The organism is Actinomyces sp. oral taxon 169, from assembly GCF_013394715.1.
In the GTDB taxonomy this organism is placed as follows: Bacteria; Actinomycetota; Actinomycetes; order Actinomycetales; family Actinomycetaceae; genus Actinomyces.
Map to the genome: position 1 here is coordinate 2,921,278 of NZ_CP058259.1, position 24,248 is coordinate 2,945,525.

Sequence of the window (24,248 nt, forward strand, 5' to 3'; positions counted from 1 at the left end):
AGGCTCAACCACACTCTGGAAGCTGGCTCCTGCAGCCACCGAACCTTCTGCGCATGAGCCTGAGGCATCGTGCACGCACCTACAAGGAGGCAGTTTCTTGTCACCAACGCACAGCGATGTGACCACCGGCGATCCCAATCCGGCGCCTCTGGAGCGCTGCACCCGAGCGCACCGCGAGGATCCTGGCATCCGCGCGGTCCACGACCGACTGGGGGACAAGTGGTCCCTGCTGGTCATCGTGGAGCTGACGCGCGGCCCACTGCGTTTCCGTCAGCTGCAGCACGCCGTCGGCGGCATCTCGCAGCGCATGCTCACCCTGACGGTGCGGCGTCTGGAGCGCGACGGACTGGTGCGCCGCACGGTCTACCCCACGGTTCCCGCCCAAGTCGACTACCGGCTCACCGAGATGGGGGCGAGCCTGACACATCTGCTGAAAGCCCTTGCCGACTGGTCGCTGGCGCACCGGAAGGACATCACCCAGGCCCAGACCGATTACGACCGCACTCACCCAGGCAGACCCGTGCGTTAGATCGTGGCGTGAGCCTCTCACGCGGACGGGCACTCCGACCTCACCCCAGGGGGGAGCCGGGGCGCGCACTGTCGTCCGAAGGGTGGAGGGCCGCCTCCCACGAATCGTTCCAATGGCGCTCCCGTTCACCCACCGCCGCCTCCTAACCTGCTCACATGAGCGCAAGGCGGCACCAGCCGGCCCCGGTTCTATGATGAGCGCCGCCCCATCGGCACCCATCATCCCGCGCCATGCCGGGAGGAGCCCGCCTCCCCGCATCCAAGAAAAACTCAAGCCCCAGCCCCACGAGAGGAAACCGCCCCATGAGCACCCCCTGGTTCCTCCCCGCTCCGCTGATTGACGTCGCCGCCCTTGCGCTGTGGTGGGGGCTCCTCAGGCTCTCGCGACGCCGCGACAACCGCCGGCTTCGCAACGGACTCCTGTTCCTGCTCCTGGTCGGCGCCACGGCTAGAGCACTGCTCCACCTGGCCTCCCTCATCCCCGCCCTCAAGCTCCCGGTGGGACTGAGCAGTGCCGCCTTCTTCCTGCTCATCGCCCTCATGCCGTTCCTGCTCATGTTCAACGGCGTCGTCCTCATCCGCCGCGAGGGCCGGCGCCTGAGCAACCTGCTGTGCCTGGCGGCCGGCCTGGGACTCATCGCCACGCCGATGGCCGCCTCCGCCCTCGTGGCCACCGGCAACCCCTGGGCCCTGCTGGTCGCCGCCCTCACGTTCTGCGCCTGCGCCTACCTGGGCGTCTTCCTCCTCATCTTCCTGGGCCAGACGGTGGTGCAGCGGATCTGGGGTGGGCGCCGGGCCATGCCGCACCCCGACGTCGTCGTGGTCCATGGCGCCGGGCTCATCAACGGGAAGGTCGGGCCGCTGCTGGGCTCGCGGATCGCCGGAGGCATCGAGGCCTGGCGCGACGAGGAGGGTCTGCGCCCCGGGGTGCCGCTGCTGGTCATGAGCGGCGGGCAGGGCGCCGACGAGCCGGTCAGCGAGGCGCGCGCCATGGCCGACTACGCGATCGCCCGTGGCGTCCCGCCTGAGCGGATCCTCCTGGAGGACCATTCGACGACGACTCGCACGAACATCTCCTACACGCGCGACCTGCTGGCCGAGCTCGGCATGACGGACCCGCAGGTGCTGCTGGTGACGAGCTCCTTCCACGCGGTGCGTACCGCGATCCTGGCCTCCGACATGGGGGTGCCGTGGGCGGTCGCGCCGGCGCGCACGGCCTGGTTCTACATCGTCAACGCCTGGCTGCGGGAGTACGTCGCCGTCCTGACCTACCGGCGCCGCCCCGCCCTGGCCTGCGCTGGTATCGCCGGGGTCTTCGCCGTGCTGTACGCGCTGCTGGTCCTCGGCGCGCAGACGGGGCATATCGGCTGAGGGAGGCGGCCTTTCCCGCCCAAGAATTTCAGAATGGTTGTTCTTGACTGACCGTTCCAGAACGTCTATTCTGGATTCATGGGACGACGACGTACCTTCATCGAGAGCGAGGCCATCAGCTCCGCCACGGCGGTCTTCGCCGAGCGCGGTTTTGCGGGAGCCTCCGTGGACGACCTGGTTCGGGCCACCGGCGTCAATCGCGCCAGCCTCTACGGGGTCTTCGGCTCCAAGGACGGGCTCTTCCAGCGCTGCCTCACTGAGGCGCTGGCCGCTCTGAGTCTGGCGGCCACCCCCGGGGATTCCACCGGCGCCGCAGAGGCGGGACGCGAGGAGCTCGACCTGATCCTTGTGGCACTCATGGAGATCGCCCCCGGGGACCCGGCCGTGCGCGAGGCCCTCGAGGTCGCCTTGAACCGGGCAGGCATCACCGCCGAGGCGCTCGGCCGGCGGCTGCTGGTGCGGGCCGGCATTACGACGTCGAGCTCGGCCGCATCAGCCCCGACGGCATCGGCCTCACCACCGACATAGCCCACCTCGCCCCCGCGCTCACTAGCCAGACCATCAGCTCACTTCCACCCAACCGACCTGCCTGCGAGAGGAGCAGACATCATGAGCCGCAACACCGTCACCATCACCGACACCACCTTGAGCGTTGAGCCGCACGGGCTGGACAAGATGTGGTCCTACACCTCCCGGCTGGAGTTCCCGCTCGCGCACGTACGCGGCGCCACGCACGACCCCGGCCTGCGCCACGAGCCCAAGGGCTGGCGCGGGCCCGGACTGCAGGCCGGCAGCAAGCTCTCCGGGACCTTCCACGCCGAGGGCACCGCGCAGTTCTGGAACATCTCCGGTTACGAGAACACCCTGGTCGTCACCCTGGAGGACGAGCGCTTCACGCACCTCTACCTCACGGTCGACGATCCCGCCGGCTTGGCCGCACAGATCAACGCCGCCATCCGCCCAGCCCAGGCGTGAGCCCAGGCCTGAGGCGCCGCCTCATCCAGGCAGCGGCTCGGCAACACACACCACGACACCCATCACTCTCCCGCGCGTTCGTGGGGTAGGTCGCCGCCTCAGAGCCCTTAACCCCTCGAGCGCGCGGCGCACAGTACGACGCCCGGGCCCGGAAGCTGGCGCCACGCGGGCCCGGACTGGCTGCGCCGTCAGCCCGGGTACGGCATGATCGGGACAGAACGGGCCGACACCATCGGTCCGCCGCCAGCACGCAGGCACCCACGACACCGCCCGGCCCGGGCGCAAGGAGGACTCATGAGCGCACAGGACCCCGCCGAGATCGACCAGACCACCGACTTCATGTGGAAGGCGACCGCGGCCGTGGCCACACTCGCCTCCGGGTTCGTGGCCGAGAAGGTCGTCGCGCTCGGCTGGCGAGTGGTCTCCGGCAAGCCGGCCCCGCGTGAGGAGGACCAGCTCCTCAACTACAAGCTGGCCGAGATCGTCACCTTCGCCATCATCTCCGGGGCCACCGTCACCCTGGTGCGTGAGCTCGGACTGCGCCAGGCCGCCAAGTGGTACAGCGCCCGCCGCCCCGACTCCCCCTACGCGATGCGCGCCATCAGCGCCTGAGGACTCCATCCGTGCCGGCCCCATCGCGGGGCCGGCACACTTTTTCCTCTGCCGGCCTCAGTTGCTCCTTCCAGCTCCCCGCCGACCCACAGGTAGGCTGAAGGGAAGCGCCAACGGTGTGCCGCGCAGGCGACCCTCCGGGGCGCCACCGGCCATCTCCCAGCGCTTCCGCCTTTGCCTTCGGAGACCTGAGGAAACCCACCCCGATGAGTGCCGTGCAGATCGCCTGTGTCGTCATCGTCGTCATCGCCACGACGATCGGTATCGCAGTTTTCGCACGCGCCTGTTGCACTATTGGCGCCCGCATGGCCGTGGGCCACGCAACCGCACCGGAGCGCCTGCGCCCGGTCAGCCGGCGCCTGGCGCTCACGCTGGGGGCGCTGGTGGGCCACACCGCCTTCAAGGGCCGTCCCTTCGTCAAGGCCGCCCACTGGCTGGTCATGGTCTCCTTCCCTCTGCTGTTCCTCACGCTCGTGGCCGGCTACGGGCAGGTGCTGGGCGGTCCCGACTTCGCGCTGCCGCTCATCGGGCACGCCGCCTGGTGGGCCTGGGTCGTCGAGCTCATCGCCTGGCTGTCCACCTTCGGGATCGTGGGGCTGACCATCCTGCGCTGGCGCCTGACCCGGGCTGGCCGGGCCGCCCCGCCCTACGCCCCGGACTCCGACGGCGGTAAGCGCCCGCGTACCTCCCGTTTCGCCGGCTCGACGTCGGCCCAGGCGAAGTTCGTCGAGGCCACCATCATCGGCGTGGTCGCCTGCGTGCTGGCGCTGCGGATGCTGGAGCACGCCCACCTGGCCGCCTCCCCCGACCCGGCGCAGCGAGCCCTGGCCTCCTGGACGCACTTCCCGCTGACGGCCTGGACCGGCCCGCTGCTCGCCCCCGCGAGCGCCGGCGCTCTGGGCAACGCGATCCTCGTCGTCGCCACCATCAAGGTGGTGCTGTCGATGACCTGGTTCGTCGTCGTGGGACTGCAGCCCTCGATGGGCGTGGCCTGGCACCGGTTCCTGGCGATCCTCAACGTCTACGCGCGCCGCGAGGTGGACGGCTCCAAGGCCCTGGGCCCGCTCCAGCCGCTCATGGTCGGCGACGAGCCCCTGACCGAAGCCACCATGGACACGCTGGAGGAGGCTATGGAGGCCGCCGACTCCGGCGAGGGCCCCGAGGTCAAGCTGGGCGTGGGCCGCATCGAGGACTTCACCTGGAAGGGCCTGCTGGACTTCTCCACCTGCACCGAGTGCGGCCGCTGCCAGGACCTGTGCCCGGCGTGGAACACCGGCAAGCCCCTGTCCCCCAAGCTGTTCGTCATGGCGCTGCGCGACCACCACGCGGCAGCCGCCCCCTACCTGCGGGCCGCGAGCGCCCTGGGGGTCGAGCCTGACGACGTCACCGAGGAGATGGTGGCCTCCCGTCCGACCTCCGGCGGGCTGGTCGGCAAGGCGCTGGGCATGCACGACGGGCTGGCGCGCGAGACGAACCTGGGCCTGGAGCCGGGCACCGCCCACACCGGCGACGTGCTCGGCGCACTGCTGGCGGCCAAGGCGGCCCCCACCGAGACGGGCGTGGCCACGCGGCCGGCGCCCCTGGCCGGGGAGGTCATCCCCGCCGACGTCCTGTGGGCCTGCACCACCTGCGGGGCCTGCGTGGACCAGTGCCCGGTGGATATCGAGCACGTCGACCACGTCGTCGACGTGCGCCGCCAGCAGGTGCTCATGGAGTCGGCCTTCCCCAAGGAGCTCGGCGGCATGTTCCGCAAGATGGAGTCCAAGGGGAACCCGTGGGGGCTGCCGGCGCGCAAGCGCCTGGACTGGGCCAAGAACCTGGACTTCGAGGTGCCGGTCATCGGCGACGACGTCGAGAGTGCCGCGGACGTCGACTACCTGTTCTGGGTGGGTTGCGCCGGCGCCTACGAGGACCGGGCCAAGAAGACGACGCGGGCGGTGGCCGAGCTGCTGCACACCGCGGGGGTGAGCTTCGCGGTCCTCGGCGACGCCGAGACCTGCACCGGCGACCCGGCCCGCCGCGCCGGCAACGAGATCCTCTACCAGATGCTCGCCGCGCAGAACGTGGAGACCCTGGGCGAGGTCGGGGCGCAGAGGATCGTGGTGACCTGCGCGCACTGCTTCAACACGATCTCGCGGGAGTACCCGCAGATCGGGGGCCGCTACGAGGTCGTCCACTACACCCAGCTGCTCAACCGGCTCGTGCGCGAGGGGCGGTTGCGTCCGGCGCCGCCGCAGGCCGCGGGTGGTTCGACGGCGCCCGACGCTCCATCCGCCTCCGCCGCCCCGGCCACGTCAACACCCACCTCCGGGCAAGACGGCGACTCACCGACCGAGGACGCCCCGACGTCGAGCACCGAGGCCGCCGAGCCGCAGGCCGCAGCCCCGGCGGAGTCATCAGGCGAAGAGGCCACCGGTAAAGCAGCGGGCGAGCCGGTCATCCCGACAGTCACCTACCACGACGCCTGCTACCTGGGCCGCCACAACCAGGTCTACTCCCCGCCGCGCGAGCTGCTGGAAGCGACCGGCGCGACCACGGTGGAGATGCCGCGCAACCGCGAGCGAGGCTTCTGCTGCGGCGGCGGCGGGGCACGCGCCTTCATGGAGGAGACCATCGGAACGCGCATCGCCGTCGAGCGCTCGCGCGAGGCCATCGGCACCGGCGCGCAGGTCATCGCCACGGCCTGCCCCTTCTGCACCACGATGCTCTCCGACGGCGTCGCCTCCGAGGGAGCCGACGTGCGGGTCACGGACGTGGCCACCCTCATGCTGGAGGCCGTGCGCCGCGGCGGGGAGTAGGCGGCGTCGGCCTCATCCCATCGGCTCGGCTGGGGACACTCTGCGCGCGTCGATTGTCCCCGGTCGATGAGCGGCACCGCAGGAACTGGCCTACGTCTCAGTCCCCGTCTGGCTCTCCCCATCGCCGACGCCCTCACCCAACCGGCCGTCGCCTCCCTCACCAAAGCCCTCACTGCGCTTGCTCGCCCGCAGTCCCTCCCAGTACTCCAGCCGCTCACGGATGCGGCGCTCGTGGCCGTTGGCGGTGGGTTCGTAAAGGGCCTGACGCTCGACGCCGTCGGGCAGGTAGTCCGCACCGGAGAAGCCGTCGGCCGTGTCCGGGTCGTACTCGTAGCCCTCACCGTAGCCGAGCTCCTTCATGAGTCGGGTGGGAGCGTTGAGGATGTGGGCCGGCGGTATGAGCGAGCCGGTCTGGCGGGCCAGGCGCACCGCCCGGCCGTAGCCGCGGTAGACGGCGATGGACTTGGGCGCGGTGGCCAGGTAGACGACCGCCTGAGCGATCGCGAGCTCCCCCTCAGGCGACCCCAAGCGCTCGTAGGCGTCCCAGGCCGCCAGCGTCATCTGGAGGGCGGCCGGGTCGGCCATGCCGACATCCTCGCTGGCAAATCGCACCAGACGGCGCGCCACGTAGAGCGGGTCCTCGCCCCCGCCCAGCATGCGCGCCAGCCAGTACAGAGCGGCGTCCGGATCGGAGCCGCGCATCGACTTGTGCAGGGCGGAGATGAGGTTGTAATGCTCCTCGCGGGACTTGTCGTACAGGGGAGCCCGGGAGGCGATGACACCGCGCAGCCCTTCAACGTCAAGTGGTTCCGGGCCGCCTGCGTCCTGGGCGGCGAGGACCTGCTCAACCATGCCCAGCAGGTAGCGGCCGTCGCCGTCGGCCATGGACAGCAGGGCGGTGCGGGCATCCTCAGTCAGGGCGAGGCTGCGACCTGTCAGGGACTCGGCGCGCGCCAGCAGCTCGGTCAGGGCGGCCTCGTCCAGGCGGCGCAGGACCATGACCTGGCAGCGAGACAGGAGGGCGCCGTTGAGCTCGAAGCTCGGGTTCTCGGTGGTCGCGCCGACCAGGACGACTGTTCCGTCCTCGACATAGGGCAGGAAGGAGTCCTGCTGGGCGCGGTTGAAGCGGTGGATCTCGTCGACGAACAGGAGTGTGCCCTGCCCGATCTCGCGGCGGCGGGCCGCGGCGGTGAAGACCTTGCGCAGGTCGGCCACCCCGGAGAAGGTCGCCGAAACCTGCTCGAAGACCAGGCCGGTGCGGTCGGCCAGGAGCCGGGCGATCGTCGTCTTGCCGCAACCCGGCGGGCCCCACAGGATGATCGATGACAGGCGGCCGGACGCGACCATGCGGCCCAGCGGGGCGTCGCCGGCGAGCAGCTGGTCCTGGCCGACGACGTCGTCGAGCGCCCGCGGGCGCAGCCGGTCGGCCAGCGGGCGGGACGGGTCGTCGACGAGGCCGGAGCCATCGGGGCCGGCAGCGTCGAACAGCGAGGGCGAGTCCGGTTCGGGCACGTAACGAGCCATGCCCCGAGCGTAGGACCTGGCGGTGACATCAGTGCCGACGGTCGTCCGTCCGACCACCTCGACCCGCACCGTCCACTCGGCTCTCCCGCATCTACGGGGCACGTCCGTGCGGCCGGGGACTATCCCGTGCAGCCGGGGACATCTTGCGCGTGCGGGGACAGAATTCCGGTCCCCGCACGCGCGAACCGCACCCGGCCGCACAGAAACGGCCCCTACGGCGTCGAATGTCCCCGGCCGCGCCGCAATGTCCCTGCACGCGTCGATTGCCCCCGGCCGGGGTCGGACGCACCCGCCGATGGGATACCGGTGGACCAAGCACCGCAGGCCGGGCAGGACAATTCCCACCATCGGGCTGACATGGCCCCTCCACCCGGGGGAGACTACGAGGTGCGCGACCCCATCGCCGACCCCCGCACACGGGGCCGCACGCGACACGACCGGCAGGACCGGCGGCGTCCCACCACGGCGCCTCCACTCGGGAGGACACCCCATGACCTTCACCTACACGCTCACCTGCACACTCGACACCACCACGGCCCTCCCACCCGTGGCCGGCAGTGAGGAGCAGCGCGCCTACTGGGTCACCCCCACCATCCTGGCGTGGCCGCTGTCGCTGCTGCCCCGGGGGATGGACCGCGAGGTCGTCGTCACCGATGCCGGCGCCCCCCTCCCCAGCTCCGGCCTCGCCCTGCGTCTCATCACGGCACCCGACGGCGGCGCCGCAGCCATCCACGGCCGAATCCTGGGCGCGGACGGTATGCCCGCCCCGACGCTCACGCCCCTGCGCATCGTCGGGAACCTTCCCGGCGAGGTCCTCGCCGCGCACCCCCACCTGGAGGGCTACATCGCCCTGAGCGCGACCAACGCCGCCGGCACCCCCCTGCTCGACGACGACGCCGTCGCCTCCGCCCTGACCGGCCAGGTCGCCATTGCTCAGTACGTCGAGGCCCCGGACCCCACCGAGGACGCCGACATCAGCGACGCCCACCTCGACGCCTTCACCGGGGTGCAGACCGCCATCCTCCTGGACCACCTCTATGCCAAGGCCGCCACCCGCGCCGAGCTGGGCGTCACCTTCACCGGCGGCCGGCCCTCCTTCGCCCTGTGGGCACCCACCGCACAGGCCGTCACCCTCCTGACCTGGGAGACCGGCGACCCGCTGGGCTCGGTGCCGGAGGTCCCCGGCCCGCCGCGACGCACCCCGGCGGTGCGCACCGGCGACGGCCGCTGGGTCGTGGCCAACCGCCCCGATTCCCCGGCCGACGCCGCCTCGAGCGCCCCCGCCGCCCCCATCAGTACCGGCTGCCAGTACCTGTGGGAGGTGCGGGTCTACGTGCCCAGTACTCGGCGCGTGGAGACCAACGTCGTCACCGACCCCTACTCGACGGCACTGACGACGGACTCGACCCGCTCGGTCGCCGTCGACCTGGCCGACCCGCGCCTGGCCCCCGAGCAGTGGGCCGCCACCCAGGCTCCGGCGGTCCGCAACGACTCGGCCCGCAGCATCTACGAGCTCCACCTGCGGGACTTCTCCGCCGCTGACGGCACCGTCCCGCCCGAGCTGCGCGGCACCTACCGGGCCTTCACAGTGGCGGGCTCGGCGGGCGTGCGCCACCTGGCCGAGCTGGCCCGGGCCGGCATGAACACGATCCACCTGCTGCCCACCTTCGACATCGCCACCATCCCCGAGCACCGCGGCTCCCAGCGCCACCCCGACATCCCCGACGGCGCGCACCCGGCCTCGGCCGACCAGCAGGCGGCCATCGCGGAGGTGGCCGACCACGACGCCTACAACTGGGGCTACGACCCGCTCCACTGGGGCGCCCCCGAGGGCTCCTACGCGACCGAGGGCCACCAGGACGGTGGGGCGCGCGTCGTCGAGTTCCGCGAGATGGTGGGAGCCCTGCACGACCTGGGCCTCCAGGTGGTCCTGGACCAGGTCTACAACCACACGGCTGCCTGCGGGCAGGATCCGGGCAGCGTCCTGGACCGGGTGGTGCCGGGCTACTACCACCGTCTCGACGCCGTCGGGCGGGTGACAAACTCGACCTGCTGCGCCAACACGGCCACGGAGAACGCCCTGTGCGCGCGCCTCATGGTCGACTCGGTGGTGCGCTGGGCGCGCTGGTACCGGGTCGACGGCTTCCGCTTCGACCTCATGGGCCACCACCCGCGCGCCGTCATGGAGCGCGTGCGGGCGGCCCTGGACGAGCTGACGCTGGAGGCCGACGGCGTCGACGGCCGCTCCATCTACCTGTACGGGGAGGGCTGGAACTTCGGGGAGGTCGCGGGCAACGCCCTGTTCGTGCAGGCCACCCAGGGACAGCTCGACGGCACCGGGATCGGTGCCTTCAACGACCGCCTGCGCGACGCCGTCCACGGCGGGGGCGCCTTCGACCCCGACCACCGCGTCTTCCAGGGCTTCGGCACCGGCCTGCTCACACAGCCCAGCGGCCTGGACCACCGCGACTGGAACGAGCAGTCGGCGGACCTGGCCCACCGCACCGACCTGGTGCGCCTAGGTCTGGCGGGCAACCTCAAGGACTACGTCATGACGATCTCGGACGGGTCGGTGCGCCGCGGCATCGACCTCATCCACAACGGGGCGCCGGCGGCCTTCGCCTCCCACCCCCAGGAGAACGTCAACTACGTCGACGCCCACGACAACGAGACGCTCTACGACCTGCTGGCCTACAAGCTGCCCCAGGGCATGCCGGTGGCCGAGCGGGTGCGCATGAACACCGTGTGCTTGGCCACGGTGGCGCTGGCGCAGTCGCCGGCCTTCTGGTGCGCGGGCACCGAGCTGCTGCGCAGCAAGTCGCTGGACCGGGACTCCTACAACTCGGGGGACTGGTTCAACACCATCGATTTCACGGGGCAGTCCAATGGTTTCGGGCGGGGTCTGCCGCCGGCCAGCCGCAACGAGGGCTCCTGGGCCATCCAGGGGCCGCTGCTGCAGGATGACTGGCTGCGACCCTCGCCCGAGGAGATCGCGGCGGCCCGCTCCCAGGCCCTGGACCTGCTGCGGCTGCGCGCCTCGACGCCGCTGTTCAGCCTGGGCTCGGCCCGCCTCATCCAGGACAAGCTGAGCTTCCCGGGGGCGGGTTTCGGGGCGCCGGCGGGAGTGATCGTCATGCTCATCGACGACACCCGGGGCGGCAGCGACGTGGACCCCGAGCTCGACGCCGTCCTGGTGGTCTTCAACGCCTCGGGTCAGACGCTCACGCAGTCGCTGCCCGAGCTGGCGGGCCGGGACTTCCGTCTCTCCCCCATCCAGGCCGAGGGGGCCGATGAGGTGGTGCGCCGCACCGGATTCGACCGCGCCAGCGGGACGATCTCGGTGCCGGCGCGCACCGTGGCCGTCCTGGTGCAACGGCAGGCGGCTTGAGTGCTCGCCTTCAGGCCCGGCCCAGGACGTCGTCGAGGTCGACGACGCCGCCGCGCAGGGCCAGTAGCACCAGCTGGACCCGGTCTCGGCAGCCGGTCTTGGACAGCAGATGGCTCACGTGGGTCTTGACCGTGGGCATGGACAGCCACTCCCGGTCGCAGATCTCCTGGTTGGTGAGCCCCAGGGCGATAAGCGCCAGGATCTCGCGCTCACGCTGAGTGAGGCCCGCGACCTGCTGGGAGGCCTCGGCGGCCCGAACCGCCTCGACTGAGTCCTCGGAGGCGTGGCGGCCAGCGCCGCCCCCGGGAAGAACGCCGCTGACCCGGCCGGTGCGCACGGCGGTGAGCAGCCGGCGCGTCGGCCCCGGGGAGATGACGGAGTCGCCGTCGTGGACGGTGTGGATCGCTGCGATGAGGTCCTGGGGCGGGGTGTTCTTGAGCAGGAAACCGGCCGCTCCGGCCTCGATGGCCCCCATGACGTAGCCGTCGGTGTCGAAGGTGGTCAGGATGACGACCCGTCCGGTAGTGCCGCGGGCCATGAGCTCTCGGGTCGCGGCGAGTCCGTCCAGCCCGGGCATCTGCACATCGAGGAGGAGCACATCGACGGGGTCGGCGGCGTTGCGCCTGAGGGCGTCGTTGCCGTCGACGGCGCGCCAGACGACCTCCATATCCGGCTGCGCGCCCAGCAGCATGGCCAGCCCCATGGTGAACAGCGGCTCATCATCGGCCAGACCCAGGCGGATCACAGGTGCCTCCCCTTCTTGACGGTAACTCACCGGAAGTATCCGCCCTTCGGGTTCGGCTGGTGCGGTTTTGTGCTGACGAGGTACCGACACCCCCCTGCGATGTTCGCCATATGAGCAGAGCTGGCTCTCACTGTGGAACGCAGGGGAGCTCTGTCGTCACCCGCCATCCACCCTCAGCCACGGGACCGGCGGTGAAGGTGCCTCCGAGCTGGGCGACCCGGTCGCGCATGCCGATGAGGCCGAAGCCGCAGTGCCTCGTGCCTTCGGAGACGCTCACCGCGGGGCTGAGCACAGTGGCCGACTCGTGCGGCGCCTCCGCCGGCACAGCGTCCGTCTGCCCCCCAGTGTTCTGGCGATACGAACGGTCGTCAGTCCTCAGCGCAGGGTCCGTGTCTTCGGCCGGCGACTCCGGGACCGGGGTGTTCTCGACGACGAGGGTGACGAGCTCCGCCCCGGTGCGCAGCGAGACTCTCGTGACCGCACCGGGAGCGTGGCGCAGCACGTTGGTCAGCGACTCCTGGACCACCCGGTGAAGGACCTGCGCCACCGCCGAGGGGATCCGGCCAGTCGGGTCGGCCTCCAGGGTGACGGGCAGTCCCGCCCGCTGCGCCTGACGCACCGGTTCGCGCAGAAGCTCCAGGCGCTGGCCCGACGTCGCCCCTCCGGCTCCGGTGCCGTCCTCGGCTCCGGCCTCAACAGTGCCGGCAGCCCCACCGCCGGTACCGCCGGTGAGACGGCCGGCAGCGCCGGTGTCAAAGCCCCTACCAGCAGCGAAGCCGGAACCGAGCACAGCGGCCGCATCGACATCGCCGGCGTCGGCGTCGGCGTCGGCATCGGAACGCAGCATGTCGACCAGGGCATGCACCTCGTCGACGGAGCGGCGGGAGGTCTCTCCGATGACGGCCAGGGCCTCGTCGGCGGCTGCCGGATCGGTGGCCAGAATGGCGCGGGCGCCCTCGGCTTGCATGGCGATGACGGTGAGGCTGTGGCCCAGCAGGTCGTGGACATCGCGAGCGATGCGCTGCTGCGTCTCAATGACCGCGAGGCGCCGCTCGGTGGCCTGCTGCGCCTCGAGCACCGAGGCCCGCTCGAGGGCCCGGTTGTAGCGGTCACGGCTACGGCGCCGCGCAGCGCCGACGAAGGCCGCCACGATCGTCACCAGCCAGATATTGACGACGACCACGGACCGTGCCTCACCTGCGTGGACGTAGCCGCCGATGAGGTGGAATACGCGCGCCGTCGCCAGCTCCACGCCCACGATCTCGAGGACGAGCGCCACCCACCGCCATGGCGCCTCCAGGCGGGACTGCGTCGTCTCCACCGCGATCAGGCCGGTCACGACGAAGAAGACGGAGAACCCCGTGAACAGCACGAGGTGCGCGCTCAGGCAGATGCCGGCCACCACAACGAAGAGCAGCGGGGAGTGGCGCCGGACGGCCAGAGCCAGGGCGCAGGCCCCCACCAGCAGGGCGTGGAGCACCGGCCCCGCCCCCTCGACGAGCCAGAACGCCGCGTCGGGCCGGCCAAAGCACAACAGGAAGAAGAAGGCCAGAGCGATGACGACGTCGACCGCGCTCGTCCACGGGACCGAGCGCGGGTCGCGCCAGGCAACCGGGGTCGATCCCACCGACGCCGCCGGCCCGGTCGGGGCGGGGTCCACCGAGTCGGCCCGCGCCGCCTCACGCCCCAGCCGCTTTCTCATGCCTGAACCGTACCGTCGCGACCGCGAGCCTCCGAGGCCGCCGCCAGGATTTCATACCCGGGTATGAGCCGGGCCATCCCACCGATTCCCGGAGCAGACCACGGGCTGATGCTCACCAGATCCGACGCGAGCATCCTTGTTCCCATGACGACCTCGCATCGCATCCCACCAGCGCCTTCAGCACCTCTCCAGGCGCAGGCGGCCGCCTCCAGCACGCCGCCTCAGCCAGCCCAGACCACCCCTCCGGCTCCCCTCCCGCAGGCCGGCGGGCCGGCCCCGGGAACGCCTGCCTCCGACGCCGTCGTCCTGACCCACGACCTCACCAAGACCTTCGGCAGGCGCACCGTCGTCGAGGGGCTCAACCTCGTGGTGCCCCGCGGGGCCGTCTACGGCTTCCTGGGCCCCAACGGCTCGGGCAAGTCGACGACGATGAAGATGCTGCTGGGACTCCTGGCACCCACGCGCGGGCAGATCAGCGTGCTCGGTCGGCCCTTCAGCCCGACCACGCGCGCCGAGATCATGTCACGCACTGGCTCGATGATCGAGAACCCACCCGGCTACAGCCACCTCACGGGCGCGGAGAACATGCGGATCGCGGCGAAGATGCAGGGCCTGAGCGAGCGGCAGGTCAGCCGCGCCCTGACGCTCGTGCGCCTGACTGAGCACAAGGACCGCCTGGTGCGCACCTACTCACTGGGCATGAAGCAGCGCCTCGGGATCGCTCTGGCGCTGGCCCGCCAGCCCGAGCTGCTCATCCTCGATGAGCCCACCACCGGCCTGGACCCGGCCGGTATCGAGGAGGTGCGCCGGCTGCTGGTCGAGCTCTCCGGCGAGGGCGTCACCGTCATGGTCTCCAGCCACCTGCTCGACGAGATCGACCGCATGGCCTCCACGCTCGGCATCCTGTCGGGCGGGCGCCTGGTCTTCCAGGGCACGCGCGCCGAGCTCATGGAGCGCTCGGTGCCGGATGTCCTGGTCGTCACCCCGACGCCGCAGGCCGTCCTGAGCCCTCAGGTCCTGACCGGACTGGTGCCGACGCAGGCACTCGCAGCGTCGACGACGGCCGGCGCCCCCGGCGCCTCCGCCTCGCCCAACCCGACCGCTGTTCCCGTCACCGGTTCTGCCACAGGCCCGACGCTGACGCCACAGGGCGTGCGCATCCCGGGGATGTCGAAGGAGGCGGTCGCCGAGCTCATCAACCGGCTGGTGAGCGCCGGCGTCGAGCTGCACGAGGTACGACGCGAGGCCCAGAGCCTCGAGGACGTCTTCATGGACCTCACCGGTCGCGGAGGTGTGCTGTGACAACCAGCGCCGCACTCTCCTCCGTCCCCGCCGTTGCTGCTCCAACCTCGGATCACGGCTTGCCGGGTTTCCCAAGCTCATCCGCACCTGGCTTCCTGACGGCCGTGGGTGTCGAGATCCTCAAGATGCGTCGGCTGCGGGCCCCTCAGATCACGATGCTGATCGTCGGCACATCGGTGGCTTTGTGCAGCATGAGCCTCTTCAGTGCGTCGTTCACGGAGAGCTCCCATGACCCGCATGCGATGCCGTGGGCAAGGCTGTTACTGACCACGGGCTTCTTCAACGCGATGATCGGGCCGATCCTCGTCTCCGTGCTCGCCAGTCGGCAGACGGATATCGAACACACCGGCTCCGGATGGAACCTGGCCGCCGCCTCCGGCCTGACGCCGGGAACCCTGTGCCGGGCCAAGCTCGTCGCCCTGTCACTCCTCATCGTCCCAGCTGTGACGGGTCAGAGTCTGGGCATCATCACGCTCGCCCGTTGCAGAGGACTGTCGGTGGCGCTCGACGTCGGCCCCTGGGCCACGTACACGACTCTCCTCATCTGCGTGGACCTGGCCATGTGCGCCTCCTTCCTGTGGCTGGCAGCCGTGGTGGAGAACCAGATGATCGTCATGAGCACCGGGCTGCTCAGCGGCTTCATCGGAATCTTCACCCTGCTCGTACCACCTGAGATCGTCCAATGGACCCCCTGGGGGTACTACGCCCTCATCACTCCCGCCGCCATGAGCGCCACCGAGCACTCTCAGCCGGACGTCACCTACATTGACGTCCCGGCGGGGTGGATCGCCGGCTTCCTCATCCTGACGGTTCTCCTCTTCACCGTTGTCACCCACCGGCTCGACAAGATCGAGAGGTAGTCCCCGTGAGCACTTCTGCACTCATTCCCGTCACGACCCGCCGCGCGGGCAACACCGGCTTTCCGTCCCTGCTCGCCGCCGAGGTCATCAAGCTCAAGCGCTCCTCGGTGTGGGTGGTGGCCGTTCTGCTGCCGCTGCTCGCAGTCATCACCGGCACCTTCAACTTCTACCGAAATCTGGGGGTCTTCTCCGCGGAATGGGGAGCTCTGACGTCCCAGATATCCTTGTTCTACTCGATGTTCTTCTGCTCGTTGGGGGTGGCCCTGCTGGCCTCCGCCGCATGGCGGATGGAGCACCGGGGCACGAGCTGGAACGCCATGCGGACCTCCCCGCACTCCCCGGTGTCCGTCGTCCTGGCCAAGACCCTGGTCATTGTGCTTCCGGTGCTGACCATGCAGGTGGCGCTCATCGTGCTGGCCTGGATCTCGGGGGCCTTCGTGATGGGTCTCGGTCTCGCAATGCCCAGCACCGTCATCGCCTCCAATCTTCTGGCGGTGGTCAGCATCATCCCGCTCATCGCCCTGCAGTCACTGCTGAGCATGCTCATGCAGTCCTTCGCCGCGCCAGTGGCACTGGGATTCGTCGGCTGCGTCGTCGGATTCGGCCTGGGAGCGGCGCAGAGCCCTCTGGCCTACGCCATCCCTCAAGGGCTTGTCAGCATGACACTGTCTCTGGGATCGACAGCCTTGACGGCCGGGGAGCTGGACGCGGCGAGCATGGTTCCTCTCCTGCTCTCCGTCGCCGGTGTAGGCGCTGTCATGTGGGGTCTGCTGGTCCTTGTCGCCCGCCAAACCGGCGGCGTGCGCTAGCAGATCGGCACAGCGCGCCCGCCCGGCGTCGTCGAGAACGTGCCTTTCCATCCAGAACTGGGTTCTCCCGCAGATGACTAAGGACAGATCTCAGTCATCTGCGGGAGAAGTGCGTCCCCGACGAAAAACACAGTCGCCGACGGCGTTCCCCCGAAGCGGCGCACAGTGCGGCCGCCAGTGTTCACCCAGCCTTGGCGAAGTGGTTGAGCAGGGAGTCGATGTCCTGCTGCATGCGACCCCAGCGCACGATATGGGCGCCGGTGTCCTCGTAGCGCTCGTAGCCGATGCCGGCGCCGTCGAGCGCCTTCTCGAAGCTCTGCTGGCTGGGCAGCACGACGCTCTCGTAGCGATCGCTCTCAGTCCCGGAGACCAGGAAGACGCGCTTACCCCGGTAGCTCTCCACGTGCTCGACCGGATTGTCCGCGCTCACCCGCGCCTGGTCCCACGGGATCCCGTAGATGGTGCCGCCCTTGAGGTCGGTGGCTCCGGCGGTGAAGTTCGCCCAGTGGACCACCGCCCCGTCCTGGATGCGCAGGTCGGCCGGCCCCGAGTGGCTGGAGACCGACGCGAAGAGCTCGGGGTACTTCGCGGCGTACTTCAGGGCCCCGAAACCGCCCATCGAGAAGCCGGAGACCGCGCGACCGGAGGCCTGCCCGGTGGTGGCGAAGGTGGCATCGACCCAGGGGAGGAGCTCCTTGATGTGGAAGGTCTCCCAGTTGCGCGGACCCACGTTGGAGGACTCGGGGTCGCAGTACCAGCCGGCCGCCCCGCCGTCGGGCATGACGACGATGAGGTCGCGCCCCGCGGTGTGGTTGCGGATGTCGTACTTCGTGTCGAAGGTCGAGTAGTTCTCGCCGCCGCCGTGCAGCAGGAAGAGCACCGGGTAGCGGCGTGAGGTGTCGTAGCCGTCGGGCAGCAGCACGTTGACGCGTGGCAGCCAGCCGATCGACGACGTGGCCAGCTTGTAGTACTGCATGCGGCCGTGGTCCTCGTGCTCGGCCACGGTGAGGGCGGCCTGGGCCGGGGCCGAGCCGGCGACGACGGCGCCGCCCCCGATGACGGAGGCGGCGGCGAGACCACCCACCCCCTTGAGCAGGGTCCGGCGGCTGAGCCGATGGGCGCAGGCGCGGCTGGACTGGAGGTGGGATGGCGAGTCGGCGGGCGAGGTCTGTGCACTGAAAGGCATGGCATGTCCTTGGATGTCGACGGTGACGGGTATGGCGGGGCGGACCTGCCGCCCCGGGGACCGGCCGGCTGACGGGCACTGGCCGACCCTTGCGACAAGGCCTCACGGCAGCACCTCCATCGGCACCCACCTATGAGACTTGCTTCACACCATACGCTAACCGTTCGGTTAATACCACCCCCTGTCGCCGCCGCCCCGAAGGACCTCAGGCGTCGAGCAGGGCGCGCAGGTTGCGCACGTACCGCTCGAAGGCCACGCGCCCCTCAGGGGTCAGTGCCAGGTAGGTGGCAGGACTGCGCCCGGAGTAGGTCTTGTTCTGCTGCACGTAGCCCGCCCCCTCCAGCTTGGACAGGTGGGTGGACAGGTTGCCAGCCGTCATGTCCAGCAGCTCGCGCAGCCGCGGGAAGTGCAGCTCGTCGCCAACGGGCACAGCGGCCAGGGTCGCCATGATCCGCAGACGGGCCTGGGCGTGAATGACAGGATCGATATCGACGGCGGAGGCCGTTGCAGCAGCGATGATTTCAGCTCCGGCGCCGGCCGACTCAGCCGACTCCTCCGACTCCTCCGCCCGGCCGGCACTCTCCGACCTCTCGGGCCGCTGCACCCTGACCCCTCCAGCCACTTCACGCACCTCGCTTCGATTCTGCGGCAGCAGCGACGACAGCGGCCACCAGCATGCCGCCCCCACCGGCCACGGACATGATCCACCAGGCCCAGGGCATCCCGACAATCGTGACCACCAGGGTGACCAGGAGGATCCAGCCGCCCAGGACCCCCATGACCGCCTCATTCCACAGTGCGGCGCTCATGAGGAAGATGACGCCGACGATGAGGCAGGGCAGGGCGTTGGACACCACGCTGGCGACCTCGTTGGCCTGGCTCGTATTGAGGGCGGCCAGGAAGGCATTGACTCGACCGAGGATAAGGGCGCTCAGCGGCATCCCGAGGAACCAGGCGAGACTGTAGTAGATGCCCTCTCGGCTGCTTCGGCCGCGGATGCCGCGCACCTTGGGGACGATATAGGCGAAAGTGAACAGCAGGGCCGCTGCGAGACAGCCGTAGAAGAACAGGTACGGCACCAGCGGCAGGCTGTAGTCCGCCCTGCGGGAGAGGGCCAGGGTGGCATAGCCGATCAGCCAGGCCAGCCCCCAGGCGACCAGGACCGGAGTCGCCTTGACCCTGTGCCGCTTGAGATAGGCGCTCCGCTGGGCCTCGACAACGGCAAGGGCCTCATCGGGCCCCGCCGGAATCCGCTGATCCTCAGTGGCCGCACTCATGGTGAACCTCCTCGTCAACAGGGGTTTGCGTTTCAAACCAACCCCAGGATAGCGCCCTTTGGTTTGTGTTGCAAACTACTTTGAATAAGTCAACGCCGCTGCGCGGCTCCTTCCGGCGTAGGAGGGTCCACCCAGGCTCTCCCTCTAGAATCGGCGTCATGACAGATGCGGCACCAGGGTCACCCCCGCCGGCCGGCGACCTCGACCACGCCTCGACGCTCAGCTCGGCTCCCGGCGGGTCCCCCACCGCCGTCGACCAGCAGGCATCTGCGGCCCCCGTCCCGTCCGCCGTCTCGGCCACCTCCGCGCCCTCCGCGGAGTCGACCTCCACCTCTCCGGTCGGCATCCCGGTCATCGGCGTCGCCCCCATGGCCGAGCCCACCCCAGCCTCCGGCCCCGCCGCCCCCCGCTCGACGACGCTCCTGGTGGACACCACCGCGCACCGCCTGCGCCGCACGGAGGACCTGCTCGACCTGACCCTGACACTCCTGGGCATCTTCGCCGTCCTCGTCCTGGCGATCTACGCCCACGAGACCACCACCGGCGTCACCCAGGACGTCCAGAACGCCCTGGCAGTGGTACTGCGCCGCATCCTCGTCTTCCCCCTGCAGACCATTGAGGGCCTGGCCACCTTCATCGTGCCGCTGGCCGTTCTGCTGGACCGCGTCCTGCGCCGCTCCTGGCGATCCTTGGGCCAGGCCGTCCTGTCGGGGATCGCCGGTCACCTGGTCGCCGTCGCCGCCATGACCGGCCTCGTGGCCTGGGGCCCCACCGCCCTGGTCATGGGGCTGACGGTCACCGCCTCGGGCACCGCCCAGCTGGGCATCTCCACGGTCTTCGCCTCCATGGCCGGCCTGCTCACGGGCGCCGGTGACCGCAACAGCTCCACCGTGATGCGCTCGGGCTGGGCAGCCCTGTGGGTGGTCCTGGGCATGGCGGTCCTGCGCGGCGCCCTGACCCTGCCGGGCGCGGTGCTCTCCCTGCTGCTGGGCCGCACCGTCGGCCTGCTGGTCCGCTACGTCTTCGGGGTCGAGGACCGCCGCGCCCACGGGGTCACGCTCGTGCGCGCCCTGCGCCGGGCCGGGATCGACGCCGTGCGCGTGGTCCGCATGGACCGTGCCCCCGAGGCGCGCGCCTGGATCGTCACCACCGACGCCCCCCTGGGCTACACCGAGCAGGTTCGTGAGCAGGTGCGTGAGCAGGTGAGCGAGAACCCGCTAGGCCCGGCCCCGCAGGAGCCGGCGGGCCTCGAGCCCGCCACCGAGGACGCCTCCACTCCCGCCGACGCGCAGGTCACCGACGCACCCACCGGCTCATCGAGCGGCGAGACCGCCTCCCCCCTCGACTCGACGCCGTTGGACACGGCCGGGACCGGGGGCACCGGGGCGCCGGCGGGCGCGAACACGATCAGGCCGGCCACCGACGTCGACCTGGCCGCCGTCCTGGCCGAGGCCTCCAGCGAGGCCCTGTCCCAGGAACGCGCCTCTGTCCACCGCATGTACGCAGTGTGGGACTCGGCCGGCGAGCGCCACAACGTCACCCTCCTCGACGCCGACCGGCAGGTGGCCGGATTCCTCTCCAACGTCTGGGACCAGATCCGCGTTCGGGGCCTGTCCCCCACCCGTGACCTGTCCCTGCGCCCTGCCGCCGAGCACGCCGCCCTCATGACGATGGAGGCCCGCCGCGCCCGCGTGCGCACCCCCGGCCTGCTGGGGATGGCAGAGGCCGCCGAGTCCGTGCTGCTGGTGACCGACCACGTCGTCGGCGCCCGCTCCATCAGCGACCTGGGGGCCGCGGTCGACGACGACGTCCTGGACCAGCTGTGGAGCCAGCTCCAGCGCGCTCACGCCGCGGGGCTGGCGCACGGCAGCATCGACGCCTCGAGCGTCGTCGTCGACGAGTCCGGGCGGCTGTGGCTCCTGGACTGGGCCTCGGGCGAGACGATCTCCACCGAGCTCTCCCGCCGCGTGGACCTGGCTCAGGCCCTGGCGCTGACGGCGCTGGCGGTCGGTGCCCAGCGGGCCATCGATGCCGCCTCCCGCTCACTGACCACCACCCAGCTGGCCTCAATCGCCCCCATGCTTCAGCGGGTGGTGCTGCCGCGCCAGACCCGCGAGGTCATGGGGCGGCGCGGAGCGAGCCGGCAGGTCCTCCAAGATCTGCGCGACGCCCTTGTGGCGCTGACCCCCACGGCCGACGCCGAGCCGGCCCGCCTCAACCGCTTCTCGACGCGCACCGTCCTCATGGCCGTGGTGGCCCTCGTGGCGGTATGGACGCTGCTCGCCCAGCTGGACTTCCAGCAGGTCTCCGCGGCCGTCTCGCAGGCCAACATCTGGTGGATGCTGGCGGCCCTGTTCTTCTCGGTGGCGACCTACGTGGGCGCGGGGCTCACGCTGGTGGCCTTCAGCCCCGAGCGGCTCTCCCTGTGGCGCTCCACCGAGGTGCACCTGGCCAGCGCCGTCGTCTCGCTCGTGGCCCCGGCCGGCGTGGGCGGGGCGGCCATCAACCTGCGCTTCCTCAACCGCAAGGGGGTGCCCACCGCGGTCGGCGTGGCCACAGTGGCCCTGGTCCAGGTGGTCCAGTTCGTCGTCACCGTGGTGCTGCTCGTGGTGCTGGCGGCCATGACCGGCCAGTCGACCGGACTGACCCTGCCGTCCGGCTGGGTGCTGGTCGCCGCTGGCGCCATCGTCGTGGTGGCGGCGGTGGTCCTGACCATCCCCAAGGCGCGCACCTGGGCCTGGGCCAAGATCGAGCCCACCTACCGCCAGGTGTGGCCGCGGCTCGTGTGGGTCATGTCCAACCCGATGCGACTGGCCCTGGGCGTGGGCGGCGCGCTCACGCTGAGCCTGTCCTACATCCTGTCCTTCAGCGCGAGCCTGTGGGCCTTCGGCTACACGGTGCCCTTCGCGGTCCTGGCCATCACTTACCTGGCCTCCAACACAGTGGGCTCGATCGTGCCCTCCCCCGGCGGTATCGGCCCGGTCGAGCTCGCCCTGACCGCCGGGCTCGTCGCCGCCGGCGTCCCCTACGGGGTGGCACTGTCCACGGCGATCGTCTACCGCCTGGTGACCTTCTGGATCCCGATCCCGGTGGGTTGGCTCAGCCTCCAACGCCTCCAGAAGGTCGGAGACCTGTAGCGCACCGCCGACACTGGCCAGCCGCCTCCATCCGGCCCGGGCTTACGGGCACTGGGGGCACACGGGCGGGCCGAGGTGCACTCGGCCCGCCCGCTCACTCGATGGTGACGCACCTACTCGTTGCCGTGGCAGGTCAGGCCCTTCTTCGGCATGGTGCCGGTAAGCAGGTAGTTGTCGACCGCGTTGGTGACACAGGGGCCGTGACTAGGGTTGCCGTAGGCCAGGTGCCCGTTGCCCTCCCAGGTGAGGAGCCGTCCGGACTCGAGTTGACCGGCCAGAGCAATGGACCACTCGTAGGGAGTGGCAGGGTCTCCGGTCGTCCCGACGACGAGGATCGGCGCGGCCCCCTTGGCGTGGAGGGCCTTGGGCGCTTTGGTTCCACTGTGCCCCCAGGACTGGCAGATTAGGTCTCCACCTTCTAAGGTGGTCGCGAAGCGAGGTGCGATCTTCTCCAGAGCCTCACTCTGCGCCTTCCAGGTGGCCATATCACCCTCGACCCGGTAGTCCAGGCAGTTAGTGCTGGTCATAGCGCCCATATTCACAGGGGGCTGAGCGGCGACCTGGTCCATTGCGATTCTGAAGATCGATGCGCCATTATGGTTGATAGCCTGGTCCAGCGCCTCATTGATGCCGCCCCACGCGCTCTCGGGCGCGTAGAGCAACAGTTCCACGATCTGCTTCATGTCCTCGCCCGTCACCGGACGGTTGGGATCGGACGAGGGGACGGGTGTCTTGTTGGCCGAAGTAAACAGGTCTCCGATCTGCTGGACACCCGCATCGATATCACCGGTGAGCGGGCAGCTCTGGCCGGCTTGGACGGCCTGTTCGGAGTGGCACCATTCGACGTAGTTGCGCAGCGCCCGCTCGAACCCCTGGGCCTGTCCCTGTCTGCGTTCGTTGTAGGTCAGGCTGGGGTCCAGGGCGCCGTCGAGGACCATGCGGCCGGTGTTGGCCGGGAAGAGCTCGGCGTAGTGGGCCCCCAGGTAGGTTCCGTAGGAGAACCCCAGGTAGTTGAGCTTGTCACTCCCGGACAGCGCCCGCAGCACATCGAGGTCCCGGGCCACCGAGACCGTGTCCACGTGGTCGAGCAGCTCGGGCGGCGCGGTATTGGCTGCGCAGCCCGCCTCCATCTGCTTGGTTTGCGCAGAGACGGTAGCTGCTCGCTGCTCGAACGTCCCAGTACCACCCTGAGCCGGAGCAGCCTCTGCGACGGCGGACGCCTGCGCAGAGGTGCACGTGATGGCGGTCGACGCACCGATACCGCGGGGATCGAATCCGATGATGTCATAGGCGCCCTGCACACCGGCCATGGTGGAATCCACCATCCCCTCAACATTCTCCACGCCTGACGCGCCAGGGCCACCGGGGTTCATGAAGAGGCTGCCTTGGCGCTTCGAGCCGGCGGCCACATGCTTCTTCATGGCGATCTCAATGGTCTGACCATCGGGCTTGGAGTAGTCTAGCGGCACCGTAACCTTGGCGCACTTGAAACCCGTCGCCTCCGCAGACTCCTCCATCCCCCCGGTGGCGCCGCAGTCATACCAGTTCACCGTCTGGTTATAGAAGGACTCCAACCCCTTGGGAACCGCAGCCTGCGCCGCAGCAGGCACCGCAGCGGCACCCACCCCCAGGCACACGCCCGCAGCAGCAGCCAGCACCCCAGCAAACACCCTATGTGAGCACCCATTCATGAATATAACCACCTTCTGCTACAAAATCCAGTCACGACCATTACATCACGCAGCCAATCAACTCGATACCACACAACCACCCCCTCATATCCCGCAGTTTTCTTTACAAAAGCACCCTCCAAGTTCGTCAAATAATGTTGAACAACCTAACGACATTAAATCAACCAGAAGCATGCTCTGTCATCCGTCCATCGGCTAGCCGATGGACGGATGACAGAGCAACTACATGATGGTGTACTAGGTTTTGCCAGCCCCGCAAGGACACGGCATACGCACTATGGCTAAATTGCCATTAGTGCCACCACCGACACTGAATACTTCAGTGTCAGAGCTAACCGCAAAG

Annotated in this window: 18 protein-coding genes; 11 read left to right on the plus strand and 7 right to left on the minus strand. The window is 69.9% G+C overall.

Annotated elements, in window-relative coordinates:
- Positions 1-97: 97 nt before the first annotated feature.
- The 6 genes from HW274_RS12210 (at position 98) to HW274_RS12235 (ending at position 6,284) form a co-directional block, all read left to right on the plus strand.
- A complete protein-coding gene (locus HW274_RS12210) occupies positions 98-529 on the plus strand; it encodes a helix-turn-helix domain-containing protein (RefSeq protein WP_075254807.1) in 432 nt (143 codons plus the stop codon).
- A gap of 302 nt (positions 530-831) precedes the next feature.
- On the plus strand, positions 832-1,899 hold the full coding sequence (locus HW274_RS12215) for a YdcF family protein (RefSeq protein WP_075254808.1): 1,068 nt from the start codon (positions 832-834) through the stop codon (positions 1,897-1,899).
- Between the two features lie 78 nt (positions 1,900-1,977).
- Positions 1,978-2,427, plus strand: a complete 450-nt coding sequence (locus HW274_RS12220) for a TetR/AcrR family transcriptional regulator (RefSeq protein ID WP_075254809.1) — start codon at positions 1,978-1,980, stop codon at positions 2,425-2,427.
- Positions 2,428-2,508: 81 nt separating this feature from the next.
- A complete protein-coding gene (locus tag HW274_RS12225) occupies positions 2,509-2,874 on the plus strand; it encodes a hypothetical protein (protein ID WP_075254810.1) in 366 nt (121 codons plus the stop codon).
- Between the two features lie 294 nt (positions 2,875-3,168).
- Positions 3,169-3,486, plus strand: coding sequence for a DUF4235 domain-containing protein (locus HW274_RS12230; RefSeq protein ID WP_081376282.1), 318 nt, complete (start codon positions 3,169-3,171; stop codon positions 3,484-3,486).
- Positions 3,487-3,692: 206 nt separating this feature from the next.
- Positions 3,693-6,284 (plus strand): (Fe-S)-binding protein, encoded by a 2,592-nt coding sequence (locus HW274_RS12235; RefSeq protein WP_075254811.1) that lies wholly within the window; start codon positions 3,693-3,695, stop codon positions 6,282-6,284.
- A 90-nt stretch (positions 6,285-6,374) separates the two neighbouring features.
- Here HW274_RS12235 and HW274_RS12240 read toward each other — a convergent pair whose 3' ends face one another.
- Positions 6,375-7,808, minus strand: a complete 1,434-nt coding sequence (locus HW274_RS12240; protein WP_075254814.1) for a replication-associated recombination protein A — start codon at positions 7,806-7,808, stop codon at positions 6,375-6,377.
- 490 nt (positions 7,809-8,298) lie between these two features.
- Here HW274_RS12240 and pulA point away from each other — a divergent pair, with 490 nt between their 5' ends.
- Positions 8,299-11,196, plus strand: coding sequence for a pullulanase-type alpha-1,6-glucosidase (gene pulA / locus HW274_RS12245; RefSeq protein WP_075253710.1), 2,898 nt, complete (start codon positions 8,299-8,301; stop codon positions 11,194-11,196).
- 10 nt (positions 11,197-11,206) lie between these two features.
- Here the strand turns inward: pulA and HW274_RS12250 are convergent, their stop codons facing one another.
- Positions 11,207-11,941: a response regulator transcription factor gene (locus tag HW274_RS12250; RefSeq protein WP_075253709.1), complete on the minus strand. Its 735-nt coding sequence runs from the start codon at positions 11,939-11,941 to the stop codon at positions 11,207-11,209.
- A gap of 127 nt (positions 11,942-12,068) precedes the next feature.
- A complete protein-coding gene (locus HW274_RS12255; protein WP_081376187.1) occupies positions 12,069-13,643 on the minus strand; it encodes a sensor histidine kinase in 1,575 nt (524 codons plus the stop codon).
- 144 nt (positions 13,644-13,787) lie between these two features.
- Between HW274_RS12255 and HW274_RS12260 the strand changes: the two genes are divergently transcribed.
- The 3 genes from HW274_RS12260 (at position 13,788) to HW274_RS12270 (ending at position 16,614) form a co-directional block, all read left to right on the plus strand.
- On the plus strand, positions 13,788-14,945 hold the full coding sequence (locus HW274_RS12260; RefSeq protein ID WP_075253723.1) for an ABC transporter ATP-binding protein: 1,158 nt from the start codon (positions 13,788-13,790) through the stop codon (positions 14,943-14,945).
- A 191-nt stretch (positions 14,946-15,136) separates the two neighbouring features.
- Positions 15,137-15,805: an ABC transporter permease gene (locus tag HW274_RS12265; protein ID WP_260679101.1), complete on the plus strand. Its 669-nt coding sequence runs from the start codon at positions 15,137-15,139 to the stop codon at positions 15,803-15,805.
- A gap of 5 nt (positions 15,806-15,810) precedes the next feature.
- Positions 15,811-16,614 (plus strand): ABC transporter permease, encoded by an 804-nt coding sequence (locus tag HW274_RS12270; protein WP_075253708.1) that lies wholly within the window; start codon positions 15,811-15,813, stop codon positions 16,612-16,614.
- Between the two features lie 181 nt (positions 16,615-16,795).
- Here HW274_RS12270 and HW274_RS12275 read toward each other — a convergent pair whose 3' ends face one another.
- From HW274_RS12275 to HW274_RS12285, 3 genes are all read right to left on the minus strand, one after another.
- Entirely contained in the window at positions 16,796-17,800 is a 1,005-nt protein-coding gene (locus HW274_RS12275) for an alpha/beta hydrolase family protein (RefSeq protein ID WP_075253707.1), read from the minus strand.
- Positions 17,801-18,005: 205 nt separating this feature from the next.
- Positions 18,006-18,422 (minus strand): transcriptional regulator, encoded by a 417-nt coding sequence (locus HW274_RS12690; protein ID WP_221935779.1) that lies wholly within the window; start codon positions 18,420-18,422, stop codon positions 18,006-18,008.
- A 1-nt stretch (position 18,423) separates the two neighbouring features.
- A complete protein-coding gene (locus tag HW274_RS12285) occupies positions 18,424-19,077 on the minus strand; it encodes a hypothetical protein (protein WP_185988900.1) in 654 nt (217 codons plus the stop codon).
- 158 nt (positions 19,078-19,235) lie between these two features.
- Here HW274_RS12285 and HW274_RS12290 point away from each other — a divergent pair, with 158 nt between their 5' ends.
- Positions 19,236-22,214 (plus strand): lysylphosphatidylglycerol synthase transmembrane domain-containing protein, encoded by a 2,979-nt coding sequence (locus tag HW274_RS12290; protein WP_185988901.1) that lies wholly within the window; start codon positions 19,236-19,238, stop codon positions 22,212-22,214.
- A 113-nt stretch (positions 22,215-22,327) separates the two neighbouring features.
- Here the strand turns inward: HW274_RS12290 and HW274_RS12295 are convergent, their stop codons facing one another.
- Entirely contained in the window at positions 22,328-23,905 is a 1,578-nt protein-coding gene (locus HW274_RS12295; RefSeq protein WP_075253704.1) for an alpha/beta hydrolase, read from the minus strand.
- Positions 23,906-24,248 lie beyond the last annotated feature (343 nt).

Bases quoted from the DNA above. Each gene is read 5' to 3' on its own strand.
- HW274_RS12235 (WP_075254811.1), top strand. From the start codon at position 3,693: ATGAGTGCCGTGCAGATCGCCTGTGTCGTCATCGTCGTCATCGCCACG.
- HW274_RS12260 (WP_075253723.1), top strand. From the start codon at position 13,788: ATGACGACCTCGCATCGCATCCCACCAGCGCCTTCAGCACCTCTCCAG.
- HW274_RS12275 (WP_075253707.1), bottom strand. From the start codon at position 17,800: ATGCCTTTCAGTGCACAGACCTCGCCCGCCGACTCGCCATCCCACCTC.
- HW274_RS12285 (WP_185988900.1), bottom strand. From the start codon at position 19,077: ATGAGTGCGGCCACTGAGGATCAGCGGATTCCGGCGGGGCCCGATGAG.
- HW274_RS12230 (WP_081376282.1), top strand. From the start codon at position 3,169: ATGAGCGCACAGGACCCCGCCGAGATCGACCAGACCACCGACTTCATG.
- HW274_RS12290 (WP_185988901.1), top strand. From the start codon at position 19,236: ATGACAGATGCGGCACCAGGGTCACCCCCGCCGGCCGGCGACCTCGAC.
- HW274_RS12240 (WP_075254814.1), bottom strand. From the start codon at position 7,808: ATGGCTCGTTACGTGCCCGAACCGGACTCGCCCTCGCTGTTCGACGCT.
- pulA (WP_075253710.1), top strand. From the start codon at position 8,299: ATGACCTTCACCTACACGCTCACCTGCACACTCGACACCACCACGGCC.
- HW274_RS12265 (WP_260679101.1), top strand. From the start codon at position 15,137: ATGAGCCTCTTCAGTGCGTCGTTCACGGAGAGCTCCCATGACCCGCAT.
- HW274_RS12225 (WP_075254810.1), top strand. From the start codon at position 2,509: ATGAGCCGCAACACCGTCACCATCACCGACACCACCTTGAGCGTTGAG.
- HW274_RS12255 (WP_081376187.1), bottom strand. From the start codon at position 13,643: ATGAGAAAGCGGCTGGGGCGTGAGGCGGCGCGGGCCGACTCGGTGGAC.
- HW274_RS12215 (WP_075254808.1), top strand. From the start codon at position 832: ATGAGCACCCCCTGGTTCCTCCCCGCTCCGCTGATTGACGTCGCCGCC.
- HW274_RS12220 (WP_075254809.1), top strand. From the start codon at position 1,978: ATGGGACGACGACGTACCTTCATCGAGAGCGAGGCCATCAGCTCCGCC.
- HW274_RS12295 (WP_075253704.1), bottom strand. From the start codon at position 23,905: ATGAATGGGTGCTCACATAGGGTGTTTGCTGGGGTGCTGGCTGCTGCT.